We start from the raw sequence: 14,651 nt of genomic DNA, 5'->3' as shown, positions 1-14,651 counted from the left end.
GGGGCGGCCAGCCGTGCACACCGGCCAAGGTTCTTCAACCTCGCATGGCTGCCGGGAACCTGCAACAGTCACGCGTCCCCATGTCGGGCAGGGCAAACGCGGGCGTCGGGTTTGGAAGGGGGGATCCGCAATTTTGCCCGGCATGCCCGGCACGTCAGTATTCGCGTTCGAAAAAAATGCCGGCCTTGGAGGATCCGTCGGCGCCAACCTCCCCGCGCAATTTCAAGCCGCGGTCCAGTTCGATATCGACCTGGACCCGGCTCGACTCGCTGCCCGCACCCTGTTCCACGCCGAGATAGATGTTGTCGTTGATGTACTTTCCGACCGCAAGCGACGGGCCGCCTTCGCCATCGGTGTTCACGTCCACGACATCCAGTCCCAGAGACCGGCGAACCGCGGCGAGCGGACCGTTGTCGCTCCCGCCCGTCAGTGTCGCTATAGAGCCGGCGAGCTGGGCGATTTGCGCCGGCGAGAGATTGCCCATCTCCTTGCCGAACAAAAGAAGGGCCAGAACTTCGTCCTGCGGCAGTTCGGGCGCGGATGTGAAGGCGATGGCCGGGTCATCGGCGGGTCCCGAGACGGTCACCGTGATCTGCGTGCCGCGCACGGATGTCGTGGCCGTGAACGCCAGATCCGGGGTCAGCGAGCCATTGAAGGTGGCGCTGCCGGAGGAAAACTGAAGCCTGCGGGTCAGGATGTTGAACTGACCGCGGCGCAGGTTGAACGATCCGATCGCCTGCGGCTCCGCCGTGGTTCCGACAATCCGAAGATTGCCCTGGAGTTCCGCATCAAGCCCGCGCCCGCGAACGAAAATCCTGCCCGGTGCGGAAAGGGTGACATCGAGCCGGGGCGGCTGGGCTTGGGAACCGGACGCTGGCCGGTCTGCCTTGTCTCCCCCGAGTTCTGCCACCTGCTTTCGCACGGCTGGCGGCGCGTTGATATGGCGCACGGCCACCGGGGAAACCGCTCCGGCAAGGGTTTCCGGCACGGATATATCGGCCTTGTTGATGGTCACGGTTCCGGAGATCAGGGCGGATCGGGAGGGGCTTGCCAGCGGACCCGATACGCTCAGACCGGCGTCGACCAGCGCGTTCACCAAACCTGCCTGGATGTACCGGCCCTGATCGATGCGCGCGGAGATATCTGCCGGCATTTCATCCCCGAGCCCGACCGTGCCCGAAGCCGACAGCGTTCCGCCCGTGGCGATGTCGGCCCGGATGTCCTTGATGGCAATCGTGTCCTGGTTGGCGGAAACACTGCCGGTGACATTCCTGACGGTGAAGCCGGTGGAAAGTCCGGTGACGGACACATCCTGCGGAAGCGCGTCGATGGAGTAGAGCGGCGCGGCAAGTGTACCGCCGACCCGGCCCTTGATGCTCATGGTGCCGGTGGCGCGCAAACCCGCTTCGGTCAACTGCCTGCGGGCAAGAGCCAGAGGCACGGCGCCTTCCAGGCTGATGTCGATGGCTTGCCGGTCTGCCAGACCCAGCGCGCCGGTCGCGGTGACGCCAAGGCCTGACGGCCCGCTCACCCCGGTGGTCAACTCAATGCGGCTGGAGCGCATGGACCCTTTCGTTGTCAGCTCCAGGGCCGGGATACCATTGTCCCGCAAGGGAGCCGCGGTCAGGCCGGCACCTGTGATCGACCACGCGGCGGCAGGATTATCGGCGGACCCGGTGGCGGTGATCTGCCCGCTGAGCGTTCCCCCGAGCCCGAGGCCGGGCTGCACGGCATTGACCAATGACAGCGGCACCCGGCTCAAATCGGCCTTCATGTCCAGCGTTTCACCCGCCTGTCCGGACACGGTCAGACGTCCGTCGCCGAGAGCCAGGGCGAGTTGCGGGATGGCAACGGCCTGGTCCTGGATGTCGACCGTCGCAGGCTCGGCAAGGCGGGTCGTCAGCCGCTGATACCGACCGTTGAGCTGTGACAGGGCGAGGCGGTATCCGCCCTCGATGGTGGACAGGTCACCGGCAAGCGACAGGCCATCGGACGACCCGCCTGCGGACAACCGGATCTCGGCGTTCAGTGCGGTTGCTTGTGGCCCCGGGCGCGCGGACAGCGTGATCTTGTGGATCGGCTGCCCGCCCGCCAACAGGTCGTCCACGCTGACGTCGGCTTGCAGGGCGGCGGGATCGAACGGCGCGGGCAGGGCAAAGGTCAACCTGGTGCTGGCAAGATCGAATCCGGGACCGCGGATCTTGGTGCCCGAGAGATCGGCCGTGAGCCTGGAGCCGCTATCGTCCCCGACAGCCTTGATCGAGCCGGAAAGCGCGCCGCCAATGTCTGTCAGAAGCAACGGGGAGAGTTCGCCAAGCTGAGGCGCGTTTATCTCGATTGAGCCTGTCAGCGTTTCCAGAACCCGGCCGGTGTCCCCGATCGTAAAGCCGCCGGTCGCACGGTTGCTGCCAAGCAGGGCCTCAAGCGGCTCGATGCGCGTGGTGCCGTCCGCGCTTTCCACATCGGCCTCGATCGACAAAGGTAAGTCGCCAAGCCGCGCGGTCACACTGAGGGAGCCCTGCGGCGCCACCGCCTGGGCCCGAGCGTCCAGATCGATCCGGAGATCCTTGAGTGCCGTTCCCGCAAGGAGGATCTCCGCTGAGTTTCCTTCCAAATCGACGCTCAGGCCGTCGAACGGGCCGTTGAGGGACAGATCGAACGCCAGCTTGCCGGACAATTGGGGATCGATGCGCGACAGATCCGGAAGCTGGGCGTCGAACTGTGAATCCAGACTTGCGTTTTCGTATTCACCGCTCCCATTCAGGATCAAGCCGGCACTGGTCAGCGACAGGTTTTCAAGGTCTAGCGACGATAATTGGTTGCCGGTAACCCTGAAAGAAAGACGCGGTTCAGGGCCAAGAAGGCCATCCACGGCGGCAATCCCGGAGGATAGCCCGCGGGCCGCGGTCGAAAGATCCGCTGTCAACGTCAGATCCCGCGGATTGCCGGCCACATTGAACGTGGTCGCCAGCGCCCCCGTGAGCGGAAGACCGGCCAGATCCTCGAAGCTTTTCAGATTTGCCACCTGGAGCTTGCCCTGCGCGTTGGCCTCGGTCGGTGTAGCGCTGGCGCCATCCAGAATGAGGGTGGCTGCGGATGTGGTGACTTGCGCGTGGGTCAATTCCGCGAGGAGGGGCCGGCGGGCCAGCCGCCCGGTTGCTTCCAATCCGATGCCGCCGTTCAACGCGGCCAGTTCGGGCATGGCGGCGGAGACCCCGGAGACATCAAGTTTCACGGAAAAGTCACTGGCCAGGGTTTCGGGTGTCAAATTGGCGCCCTTACCGCTGATGGTCAGGTTTGCCGCCTCGAAATGCCCTTCCGCCGTCTGCACCCGTCCCGCGGTGAGCGACAACGACCAATCGGCCGCATCCCGCCGCCCGGCGAGCCTGGTCTCGATTCTAGCGGGGCCGAAGGCCACGCGGCGGTCGCCCATGTCGACAGCGATCAGCGCCCCGCCGCCAGCCGAAACGTCCAGATCCATGGAGCCGTCGAACCGGCTGAAATCTTGATCGGTCACCGCGTTGGCCGTCAGATTGAGCGTGCCGGTTGACAGCTTGAGGTCGGCAGCCAGCGGTTTGAAGTCTGCCGAGAACCGGGCCGTTCCGGCGATGTCGGTGGTTCCCAGAAAGAAGGCGGCCGCTTCCGGCGGCATGAGCGGCTCGATCTGGCCGTCAAGGTCGAAGGTCAACTGCCGCTGCTGGGCATCGCTGGTCAAGCGGGCGGTGCCGCTCACCGTCGGCTGCCTGTCCAGCGCGAGAGACAGAGAGGCGGCCCAATCCGTCAGCGGGCCGCTTCCGGTGAGCTTGGCGGTCAGGCCGGGAAGGCCCTCCACCTGTAGCAGATTGGCGATCAGCCCATCGCGGGGCTCGTCCACGTCCAGATCGAAGGACAGTTGTTCTGCTTCGGGAGCGAACTCCAGATCGGCGGAAATTGCCCCCTGGATGCCATCGATCCGCTGCACATCGAGACTGGCCGACAGCACAAGAGGATCGGGAATGAGCCGGGCGGCCCCGGAAACGGCAATCGAGACATCGGTGCCGATGACCGGCGCCCCCAGTGATACGTCCTTCAGGTCGACCCGATCGACCGTCAGGCCGATACCGGGAAGCGGGGAGCCGTCTGCGGAAGGGGGGGGTGGGTCCTGCCCATCGTCCGGGGCGGGATTTGGCAAACGGGCCAGCAGGATCTCACCGGCCCGGATCTCGGAGATACTGGCTGTGCCGGTCAAAAGCTCAAGCGGCCGCCAATCCACGGCGAGCGAACGCGCATCGAACCAGACGCCGTTTTCATCGGCCAGTTCAACGGCCGCCACCCGGATCTGCGACAAGCCCAAGCCGATGGACAATCCCTCCACCGAAACTGTCCGTTTGTCGGAGGAGGCGAGCGAGGATAGGACGCCGGACAGCAACGCCTGTCCTGCCGGAACCTGCAAGACCAGAAGCACGACCACAGGTATGGCCAGCACGAAGAGCACGAGCCAGACAAGGCTGCGGAGGAAGCGCGTCACGTAGGTCATGGCCCTCTCAAGGACGTCTCATCAGAACGCCTGACTTAATCCCACATATAAGGCAAAGTCGGGGTCGTCCTTCTCCGGATCAAGGGGAATGGCCGCATCAATTCGCAGCGGTCCGATCGGCGTATAGTACCGCAACCCTGCACCAACGCCGATTTTCAGGGGTTGCGAGAAATCCGGGATCTCATCGGTGAACGCATTGCCCGCGTCGACAAACCCCACGATGCCGATGGTGTCGGTGGCCTTGATGCGCACTTCGCCGGACAGTTCCACGAGAGAGCGGCCGCCGGTGACCTCACCATTCAGCCTTGGTCCCACATTGCGGTAGGCATAGCCCCGTATGGACCCGCCGCCGCCCGCGATAAACCGCTGGCTGGCCGGAATCTCATCGACCTCCGGACCGACAATACTGCCGGCTGAAATCCGTCCGGCGAGAATGAAACGCCTGGCTTCGTCAAGTGCGAGATAGGACGACGCCGTGCCCTTGATGAACACCATCGCGTTTTGATTCAGCGTGTCGTAGGCCGGTTCGGCGCTGAGGACCGCGAAAATGCCCCGGCTGGGATCCAGCTTGTCGTCGCGCGTATCGTAGGTGAGGTCCGCGGGCAAACCGACGAGCAGGTAGTCCTCGTCGCCGAATGCATCGGTCTCGTTCGCATAGTAGACCTTGCCGCCTGCACGTCCCGACAGGTGCTTGTTGAATTCACGCACATAGTAGGCGTCGTACGTAAGGCTGCGGCTGGTATAGGCGTCCGGGCTCTCCTGGCGCGCGCCAAGGCTGGTGGTGAAGCGGGTCAGCGGCCCGAACGCGCCCGGTTTATCGAAGGCGACGCGGGCCGAATATTCCATATCCATCAGGTTTTCGTTGCCAATCCGCCCAACCGAGCCCTCGACCGACAAAAGCTCGCCACGGCCGAACAGATTGCGCCGGCGCCAATAGGCTTCCAGGCCGAACCCTTCCGAACTTGACCAGGAGGCCCCTGCGCCAATCACATGCCGTTTGCGTTCTGTGACCTCGATGGTGAGGGGCATCTGGCTGTCAGGCCCGGCCACCTCGCCTTCCACGATCCGGATGGAGGAAAAGATGCCGAGATCATTAAGCCGCTTGCGCGCGGTTTCCAGCACTTGCGGACTATAGACTTCCCCTTGCGGGATCATGGCCTGCTGGACGATGAAATCCGCATCGGTGACTTCCGAGCCGCTCACGCTGACACCGCCGAAGCGGGCCTGCGGGCCGGACGCCGCTGTCAAGGTCACGTCGAGTTCATCATTGGCGTGGTCGGCGACGATGACCCGTTCCTTGATCCGGGCTTTGGGATAGCCGCGTTCGCGGAGCAGGGCCGTCAAGCGGGATTCGGCGGAGAGGATCAGCGTCGATCTTGCCGCATCGCCAGGCTTCAGGCCCCAAAAGGCCGGATCGGTCGACAGTCCCGGGTCAAGGTCCTGTCCGTCGCCGCCTTGAAACCGGATCTGAACCTTGCCAAAGGAAAAAAGCGGTCCGGGATCGACCGTGATTGCGACGGGAACGGGCTGGCCGCCGGGTATGTCGCCGGTTGCCAGGGTCTGTTCGAGGCTGGTGCCCGCCAGATCGATGGTCAGCGTCCCGCCATAATAGCCGTCTTCATAAAGCCGCGCGACAAGCCGGTCGCGATCCCCCAGAGCCCGCGAGATCAGCCCGGCTTCGCCAGAGGGCAGGGTTTCGCGCTGAGTGAACAGGGCAGAGGCCGCCTCAAGCCGCGGTTTCAGCTCCGCGTTGCCGTTCAAGACTGTGATAACAGGGGTGTAGGCCAACGGGTCGGGCACCGCCTGTTCCTGTGGTTCGGAACTTTCAAAAAATGTCCATCCGAAGAACTCAAAGGCCTTCGCCGGCACCGGTGCGAGCGTCACGACACCTGTAAGCAGACTTGCAGCCAGAACCATTTTGCACGCATGGCGCGCGCGCAAATATCCTGTTCGCTGCCGACCGTCGCGCTGCCAGCGTGAAAACGCGTCTGGTAGCCGGCCGGATCCGGCTGGGTTGGACGGTTGACTCGTCACTACCTTCCGCCTGCAACTAGGGGCGTTCATTACCGGGCAACGCGCCGATGCGCGCTCCCCCCGAACCACCTCCATCCCAATCCCCAAGCCCTATTCGAGATTGGTTAAAAGAGTCTCTGTACCGTAGACCACAGGGCGTTCGACTGCACAAGGTCATGTGGCACTGGGGCACAAGGTGGAACCGGAAGCCAAATCTCTCAGAAAATAGGCTCTTCCTCGGAAAGATGGAGTTGGCGGCGGGCCGCCGTCAACGTATTGGCCATCAACATGGCGATGGTCATGGGCCCAACGCCCCCCGGCACGGGCGTGATCGCCCCCGCAACCTTAGCGGCCTCTTCATAGGCGACATCGCCGACCAGCCGTGTCTTGCCTTCGCCGCGCTCGGGAGCGGGGATCCGGTTGATCCCGACATCTATGACGGTCGCTCCCGGCTTGATCCAGTCACCGCGCACCATTTCGGGGCGTCCGACCGCCGCAATGACGATATCTGCGCCGCGCACCACGCTTGGCAGATCCCGGGTCCTGCTGTGCGCGATGGTGACGGTGCAGCTTTCCTGCAACAACAGGCTTGCCATGGGTTTGCCAACGATATTCGACCGGCCAATCACGACGGCGGTCTTGCCCGAAAGCGCGCCTTTCAGGGCGCGCTTGATGAGCACGAGGCAGCCGGCCGGAGTGCAGGGAACCATGGCTCTATCGCGTTCACCTGTCGTCAGAAGGCCCACATTGATCGGATGAAATCCGTCGACATCCTTTTCCGGTTTGATGAGGCGGAGGACCTTGCTTTCATCGATATGGCTTGGAAGGGGAAGCTGGACCAGAATGCCGTGAATGGCGGGATCCTCGTTCAACTGCTGGACAAGGGTCAGGACATCGGCCTCCGGCGTGTCGGCGGGCAGATCGTGTTTGACGGAATGAAACCCGCATTCACTTGCTGTCTTTTCCTTGTTGCGGACATAGACCTGGCTGGCCGGATCCTCGCCGACAAGCACCACTGCCAGCCCCGGTTTGGCGCCGGTGCTGTCGAAAAGCGCGCCGGTTCGTTTCTGGATCTCGTCGCGCACGGACGTGGCAACAGCCTTGCCGTCGATCACCTCAGCCTGTGTCATGGAATGTCCTATCTGGTGGGTGGGAAGAAGGGGCTGGATGACCGTCTATTGCCAGAGCTTGGATGCCGGGAAAAGGCCGAAAGCGTCTTTCTTTTTTCCACATTCGCCGCCCACCGCCTCCGGGCCGGGTTTTCCGCCCGCCACACTCAACAGGCGTCATCTCTGCGCCAGTCTTCCATCCGGGCACGGGATTCCTGCCGCGCGCAGTTTGCCGGCTGCAGAATCGCCCGCACGGCAACAGGGCGACGTTTGACTTCAGAGCGCCTGCCGTTCCTCGCGCAGGCACTTTGGGCACACTGGCCGCATTCCGGTTCCCGGCGTGAGGCCGCGCTCCGCTTGAAATGTTAACATCAATGTTTCATTGATCATTTTGACTTTACATGAAGCTGGTTTAAGGACTTCTTCAGGCTTTGCGGGTCTTTGGTGTTGCCCTCGCGCAACATGGACCGGGGGTCGTCGGGTAACAGGTTTGGGTTTCTTGGACAGTTGCCGGGAGACCATGCTAACACTCGCGCGTCGAAGCGATCGGATGGCAGTATGAAGTTTTGGACGATACTCTTGTTTGCAGCCGCACTCAGCGGATGTGCGGCGCTTCCAGGAGACGGGCCCGGTGCGATCAACATTTCCTCTGATGAAGTGGAAAACGGCTCGTTGTCGGGCGGCTACACGATGGTGGATCTGTCCCCGGAGAACATCGAGGTCATCCAGCATTACCGTCCAATCGCATTCGCCAACCAATTCAGGTCGGTCGGCGGCGGTGGCAGCACCACGGTTCTGGGTGTCGGCGACACCCTGACCGTCTCGATTTGGGAGGCCTCCCGAGACGGCCTGTTCTCCAGCACGGAGGAAGGCGTCAGCGCCATACCGGTGGTGATTGACGAGGCTGGATACATCTTCATCCCGTATGCGGGGCGCATCAGAGCCGCAGGATTAAGCATCGAGGGTCTTCGCCAATCCATCCAGCAAAAGCTTGTTGGGAAGGCGGTGGAGCCGCAAGTTCTCGTCAGCCTTCGGGACAAGAACAGCGCAACCGCTGTGGTGGTGGGCGATGTCATGAAGCCGGGGGTTTACCCTCTTCCGATCCGTCAGACCCGCCTGCTCGATCTGGTCGCGATTGCCGGGGGCTCGCGCGATGCGACCTACGAGACCGTGGTCACACTGAAGCGCGGCGCGCGCTCTGGAACGACCCGGCTGGAGCACCTGATCGAATATCCGGAGAACAACGTCCTGATTGCGCCGAACGACAATATCCTGCTGTCGCACCGGCCTCGCACGTTCTCGGCGTTCGGTGCGGTCAAGGCGAATTCCCTGGTGCCGTTCAAGACGCAAACAGTCACCCTTGCCGAGGCGTTGGCGACCGTTGGTGGTTTGAACGATAACAGGGCTGATGCTGCCGGGATCTTCTTGTTCCGGTTTGAAGACACCGCATTAATCCGCAGTCTCCGGCCGGATCTGGCCGACCGGTTGGCAGGACATTCCGCCGTTCCCGTTGTGTATCGGCTCAGCCTGCGGGATCCGAAAGGTTTCTTTATTTCCCGGTTCTTTGAACTGCGCGATAAGGACATCCTTTATGTGGCGAACCATCCGACCGCAGAACTCGGAAAGTTCCTGCAGATCATCGCTCCGGTGATCAGCAATACGACGGCGGCCAGCAACCTGTTCGACTAAAGCAATTTCCGGTCAGGTTGACGCGGTGCGCTCCAATCTGACCCGGAAAAAGTGCTCGCGGTTCTCAAGTGTTGGTGCATCTTTCCGGGTGTGATTGATCGCGACGCGATACAGTCTTGCCAGGAGATGCTCAGGGGGCTGGACACGGATATCGTGAAAGGTGAACTCTGGCGGTGGCTCTAGCCGCCAGATGGATTGGGTGATGTTGATGGCACGGGCACCTGAGGCGAAAACGGTTCTGTTCCTTCAGGGGCCGCCGCATATCTTTGCCAGGTGTGTCGCTGATCAGCTTGAGCGGTTGGGCCACCGGACGCTGCGGATCAACTTTTGCGCCGGAGACTGGCTGAGTTGGCACGACAACCGCGCCACCTCCTACCGCGGCAGTCTCGATGACTGGCCGAAATGGCTGACCGCGTTCTGCCGCGACAAGGGCGTCACCGATATCGTGTATTACGCCGATCGACTGCCCTACCATTCGGCGGCGCTCGATGTTGGTCTGGATCTGGGGCTGCGCTGCACAACTTACGAGTTCGGGTATTTGCGCCCGGACTGGATCACGGTGGAGCGGAATGGCATGTCGGCGCATTCGCTGTTCCCGCAGGATCCGGACATCATCCGCAAGGAAGCATCCGCCCTCCCGGCTCCCGATCGCCGTCCCCTTTATCCTTTCGACTGGGGGATCGAAGCGTTTCACGAAGTCACGTTCAACATGGCCAACGTGGTTTTTGCTTTGGCCTATCCGAAGTACCAGCGGGACAAGCTGTATCATCCGCTGATCGATTATCTCAGCAATATCCCGCGCCTGGCCATGTCGCGCAGCCGCAACCGGACCGCGGAGCACCTGATCGACGATGTGATCTCGGTTGGTCTGCCCTATTACGTGTTTCCGCTCCAACTGCAGAGCGACTATCAGCTTCGCTACAATTCCCAATATGAGCATATTGCCGATGCCGCCGAAGAGGTGATCGCCTCGTTTGCCCGCTCCGCTCCGGCTTCGGCCCGCTTGGTGTTCAAGGTTCACCCGCTCGACAATGGCATGGAGCCCTGGCGCAAGATCCTGCGGCTTCTGGGACAGAAGCACGGGGTGAAGAAACGCATATATGTGATCGATGGCGGAAACCTCGACCGTCTGCTGCGCCACGCATCGGGTGCATTGACGATCAACAGCACAACCGGCATCCATGCCTTGCGGGTTGCCTGTCCAACCAAGGTGCTGGGCATCGCATTGTATGATATTCCGGGGCTGACCTGCCAGAAGCCGCTCGATGAGTTCTGGCGGGCGGCCACGCCACCGGACTTGGATCTGGTGGAGGATCTCGAACGGCTTCTGGCCGCGACGATCCAGGTCAAAGGATGCTTTTACACCCCGGAAGGCCGCCTTGCCGGAGCCGAGGCCATGGCGCGGCGTATCGCCGATGGCACGGTCAATGGCCCGTTCACGGCGCCCCGGTCTGCGCCGCGTCTGGCCCGCGCCCGCTCGCATGGCATCACGGTGACGTTTGAGGAGCAGCAAGCCCGCCGTGGCAAGCGCGAGTTGTGGACAAAGGCCTGGAATGGCTGACACGGGGCCAGAAACCCGAAGGGTCTTGTTCCTGCAAGGTCCCCTGTCCCCCCTTTACAGGCAGATGGGGCTCCTCGTGAGGGCCATGGGTCATGAAGCATTCCGGATCAACATCTGCGCCGGGGATTGGCTCCATTGGCATGGACCCGAGTGCACCTCCTTCAAGGGGCGCCCGCAGGACTTCGGAGCCTTCGTTGGGGCGTTCATGGACGACCATCGGATCACGGATCTGGTGCTTCATGGCGATCAGCGGATCTACCACCGGGCTGCGATCGGCGAGGGCCGGGACAGAGGGGTTTACGTCGCCGTCACGGAACTGGGGATGATCCGTCCCGGCTGGATGACACTGGAACGCAATGGCCTTTCGACAGTGAGTCATTTCCCCCGCGATCCTTCGGCAATCCGCCGGATTTCGGAGGATTGCGGCCCCGTTGACCGGTCGCCGGCGTTTCCTTCGTCCTTCTGGCTTCAGACCGTTCCTGATGTCATCTACAATCTTGCGAATGTCGCCGGTCAGGTCCTCTATCCGCATTATCAGCGGCATACGATCTATCATCCGGTACCCGAGTATCTGCGCGGTGGCTGGCGGCTCTTGAACAAGGCCAAACGTGACCGGCAGGCGGACGCCATCCTTCGGGATGTCGTTGGCAAGGCCGCGTCGATCTTTCTGCTTCCGCTTCAGCTGGAGGGCGACTTTCAGCTTCGCCGCCACTCCCCTTATCAGAGTTTCTCGCAGGTGATCGGCGAAGTGGTGCGGGACTTCGCCGCCCATGCCCCACCGCAAAGTCATCTTATCTTGAAGAGCCATCCCCTCGATATCGGCGTCGAGGGTTGGGGCGGTGTGATTTCAAGCGCGGCGGATCAGGCCCGGGTGAAGGAGCGCGTGCATTTTCTCGATGGTGGCCATCTGGATTCCCTTTTCCAGCATGTCCATGGCGTGGTCACGGTGAATTCGACCGCAGGGCTGGACGCACTGATCCACGGCATACCGGTCAAGACGCTTGTTCCCGCGCACTACGATATCGAGGGCATGACGCATCAAGGCGGTCTTTCAGGCTTCTGGAATGCCCCCCAGCCGCCTGATATGGATCTTTGCGCGGCCTACCTGAATGCCATTGCCGCCACGATCCAGGTGCGCGGTTCCATCCACAACAAGGATGGCGTGCCGGTGGCCGCCCGGAACATGGTTGAACGCATTCTCGCACGGACATTGAACGAACCGGGCGGATATCTCCCCGACCCGCCGCGGCTTGAGCCCGCCCGGCGGATCGGGGTGCCTCTTTAGCGTATTGGGCACTATGCCGGAAATACCCGATGCCCAAACATTTCAAAACCGCGGGAATTGCTTCAGGACTGTTCTGAGCTTGCGGACCGGAAGAACCATTCCTTGACGTCCACCAGACCCGGTCATAGGGAACAAGAACAAGGATGGTCCGGGTCCCAAGCGTCGGGACCGCAGGACTGCCACCGAATGATCGAGCGGAAGGACAATATCCATGGCACATGCATCCCCGAGGGTTATCGTGCTGACGGGTGCGAGCGGGGGAATTGGCATCGCGCTTGCCCGTGAGCTGGCCCAGCCGGGGCGCCGGTTCCTTCTGATTGCCCGTGATGAAGACAAGCTTGCCCGTCTCGCGGGCGATCTTCAGGCGATGGGCTGCGAGAGCGAATGCGCGGCGATTGACCTGCGCAGCGAACGCGCCCTCATGGCTTGCCTTGAAGAATTCGACGACCGCTATCCGGTCGATCTCTTGATCGCCAACGCGGGGGTGACCGCTGGCCTCGGGCCGGGCCGCAGCCGGGAGGGCGATGCGGAAATCGCGCGGCAGATCGACATCAACTACCGGGGCACTGTCGCAACAGTCTCCGCTCTGGTGGATCGGATGCGCGCACGCGGGCGCGGGCAGATCGTGCTTGTGGCATCTCTCGCCGGATTGCGCCCTTTGCCGGACATGCCCACTTACAGCGCGACCAAGGCTGCGTTGATCGCCTACGGTCACGCCATCCGCGGCTGGCTGAAGGCGTCCGGGGTCCACGTGACGATCTTATGTCCAGGCTTCGTGACGACACCGATGTCCGCGCGGCACAAAGGGGCGAAACCGTTCGAAATCTCTGCTGAAAAGGCTGCGGTGATCATGCGGCGCGCTATCGAGAAGCGAAAAACCCTGCATGCCTTTCCTTTCCTGCTGGCCGCCGGGATATACCTGCAAAACCTCCTGCCACCGCGGTTGAGCGATCTGTTCATGAATGGCTTTGCGGCCGAGATCGATCAGGACCCGCGCTACGGGCCAGCTGAGGGGAGGCAAGAAGACGCGCAGAAAAATCTGCCGGAGCGTTGAAACGGGATCCGGCGCTTCATGTAATCTCGAGCGCATGGGGCGTTTTGTTCGAAACGCCCGCTGATATCGAGGCCTTATTTGGCCGCCTGCAACAACCGTTCGACAGCGCCGCCGTCCTTGCGGAGCTTCGCAAGCTCTTCTGCGGTGATTGCGACGGCCCGCTCGATCTGTTCGAACGTGTGCTCGCTCGTAATGAAATAGCGGATACGCGCCGACTTTTCGGGAACGGCCGGAAAGATGATGGGAAGGGCATTGATCCCGCGCGCAAGGAGCTTGTTGGACAGGATCGCGGCGGTCGCGGATTCTCCCACGATCACCGGAACAACCGCATAACCACGGCTCGGGCCGGTATCGAGGCCGGCCTGCTTTGCGTATTCAAGGAAATGTTTCCCGTTTGCCTGAAGCCGCGCAACGCGCTCCGGTTCGCGCTCGAGAAGCTTGACCGAGGCGATGGCCGCGCCCGCAAGGGCTGGCGACAGACCGACGGAAAACACAAATCCGGGCGCGGAGACCTTAAGATAATCGCAAAGGACTTTCGACCCGGCAATGTAGCCGCCGCAGGATGAGAAGGTCTTGCTGAGGGTTCCCATCCAGATCTCAACCGACTGGGGGTCGATGCCGAAATGCTCCGCGATGCCCCGTCCGGTCTTGCCCAGAACGCCGATCGAATGGGCCTCATCCACCATCAACCAGGCGTCATAATCCTGCTTGAGCTTGATCACCCGCTTGAGGTCCGGGAAATCCCCGTCCATGGAGTAAAGACCCTCGACGATGACCAGCACGTTCTCGAACTTGTGCCGATTGGAAATCAGCAGCTGTTCCAAGGCATCGAGATCGTCATGCGGGAAATTGATGCGTGTCGCGCCCGATAACCGGACCCCCTCGGCGATGGAATTGTGAACGAGCGTGTCTGTGAGAACGAGATCGCCCTTTTTCATCAGATGGCCGATGGTGGTCACGTTCGTTGCGTGCCCCGAAACCATGACAACGGCTGATTCGACACCGTGAATCCGGGCAAGGCCCTGTTCGAGCTCCGCGTGGAATGCGCGTTCGCCGGCCACGATGCGGCTGGCGGACACGCTGGTGCCGAAGGTTTCCAGCGCGTTTTTCGCTGCGGCATTCACATCCGGATGACCGTTGAGGCCAATGTAGTTGTAGGACGCAAAATTGTCGTACGGCTTGCCATCGATCAAAGTGGTGCCCGCCGCCAGGCCGTCATGCGGGCGGAAGAAGGGGTTCTCGATCCCGATCATGTCCGCTGCGGCCCGTTGCAACTGAAGCTGCTGCACTTGTGGCAGGTTCTTGAAATCAAAAGCCTTTGGTTTGTTGGACGCCGCTTTTTGCGCTGCGGCGACCGGCTGCCGGTCCCTGGCGGTCCGCCGTCCCGCCTTCAGATTTTCCATCAAGCGGGCGCGTTCGTCTCC

The 14,651-nt window shown here is 62.2% G+C and carries 8 protein-coding genes; 4 read left to right on the top strand and 4 right to left on the bottom strand.

All coding sequences use genetic code 11. The annotated features are described in order from the left end of the window. Positions 1-154: 154 nt before the first annotated feature. The 3 genes from F0184_RS11770 to folD form a co-directional block, all read right to left on the bottom strand. Complete coding sequence (locus tag F0184_RS11770) at positions 155-4,516, bottom strand: translocation/assembly module TamB domain-containing protein (protein WP_150496367.1); 4,362 nt, start codon at positions 4,514-4,516, stop codon at positions 155-157. Positions 4,517-4,537: 21 nt separating this feature from the next. Next, positions 4,538-6,433 (bottom strand): autotransporter assembly complex protein TamA, encoded by a 1,896-nt coding sequence (locus F0184_RS11765; protein ID WP_150496366.1) that lies wholly within the window; start codon positions 6,431-6,433, stop codon positions 4,538-4,540. A gap of 314 nt (positions 6,434-6,747) precedes the next feature. Beyond that, on the bottom strand, positions 6,748-7,659 hold the full coding sequence (folD, locus tag F0184_RS11760; protein WP_150496365.1) for a bifunctional methylenetetrahydrofolate dehydrogenase/methenyltetrahydrofolate cyclohydrolase FolD: 912 nt from the start codon (positions 7,657-7,659) through the stop codon (positions 6,748-6,750). Positions 7,660-8,196: 537 nt separating this feature from the next. Between folD and F0184_RS11755 the strand changes: the two genes are divergently transcribed. From F0184_RS11755 to F0184_RS11740, 4 genes are all read left to right on the top strand, one after another. Further along, the gene (locus tag F0184_RS11755) at positions 8,197-9,327 is read left to right on the top strand and encodes a polysaccharide biosynthesis/export family protein (protein WP_150496364.1); all 1,131 of its coding nucleotides are present in this window, start codon (positions 8,197-8,199) and stop codon (positions 9,325-9,327) included. Between the two features lie 208 nt (positions 9,328-9,535). Further along, entirely contained in the window at positions 9,536-10,888 is a 1,353-nt protein-coding gene (locus F0184_RS11750) for a capsule biosynthesis protein (RefSeq protein ID WP_208998440.1), read from the top strand. Continuing rightward, on the top strand, positions 10,881-12,173 hold the full coding sequence (locus F0184_RS11745) for a capsule biosynthesis protein (protein WP_150496362.1): 1,293 nt from the start codon (positions 10,881-10,883) through the stop codon (positions 12,171-12,173). Before F0184_RS11750 ends, F0184_RS11745 begins: the two co-directional genes overlap by 8 nt. Before the next feature lie 211 nt (positions 12,174-12,384). Continuing rightward, positions 12,385-13,227 (top strand): SDR family NAD(P)-dependent oxidoreductase, encoded by an 843-nt coding sequence (locus tag F0184_RS11740; protein WP_150496361.1) that lies wholly within the window; start codon positions 12,385-12,387, stop codon positions 13,225-13,227. A gap of 74 nt (positions 13,228-13,301) precedes the next feature. Here F0184_RS11740 and F0184_RS11735 read toward each other — a convergent pair whose 3' ends face one another. Then, positions 13,302-14,630: an aminotransferase class I/II-fold pyridoxal phosphate-dependent enzyme gene (locus F0184_RS11735; RefSeq protein ID WP_150496432.1), complete on the bottom strand. Its 1,329-nt coding sequence runs from the start codon at positions 14,628-14,630 to the stop codon at positions 13,302-13,304. Between the last annotated feature and the right edge of the window lie 21 nt (positions 14,631-14,651).

Origin of the sequence: Roseibium aquae, from assembly GCF_008711285.1 — a bacterium.
In the GTDB taxonomy this organism is placed as follows: domain Bacteria; phylum Pseudomonadota; class Alphaproteobacteria; order Rhizobiales; family Stappiaceae; genus Roseibium; species Roseibium aquae.
This window is presented reverse-complemented; position numbering and strand designations above follow the sequence as displayed.

Bases quoted from the DNA above. Each gene is read 5' to 3' on its own strand.
- F0184_RS11770 (WP_150496367.1), bottom strand. From the start codon at position 4,516: ATGACCTACGTGACGCGCTTCCTCCGCAGCCTTGTCTGGCTCGTGCTC.
- F0184_RS11765 (WP_150496366.1), bottom strand. From the start codon at position 6,433: ATGGTTCTGGCTGCAAGTCTGCTTACAGGTGTCGTGACGCTCGCACCG.
- folD (WP_150496365.1), bottom strand. From the start codon at position 7,659: ATGACACAGGCTGAGGTGATCGACGGCAAGGCTGTTGCCACGTCCGTG.
- F0184_RS11755 (WP_150496364.1), top strand. From the start codon at position 8,197: ATGAAGTTTTGGACGATACTCTTGTTTGCAGCCGCACTCAGCGGATGT.
- F0184_RS11750 (WP_208998440.1), top strand. From the start codon at position 9,536: ATGGCACGGGCACCTGAGGCGAAAACGGTTCTGTTCCTTCAGGGGCCG.
- F0184_RS11745 (WP_150496362.1), top strand. From the start codon at position 10,881: ATGGCTGACACGGGGCCAGAAACCCGAAGGGTCTTGTTCCTGCAAGGT.
- F0184_RS11740 (WP_150496361.1), top strand. From the start codon at position 12,385: ATGGCACATGCATCCCCGAGGGTTATCGTGCTGACGGGTGCGAGCGGG.
- F0184_RS11735 (WP_150496432.1), bottom strand. From the start codon at position 14,630: ATGGAAAATCTGAAGGCGGGACGGCGGACCGCCAGGGACCGGCAGCCG.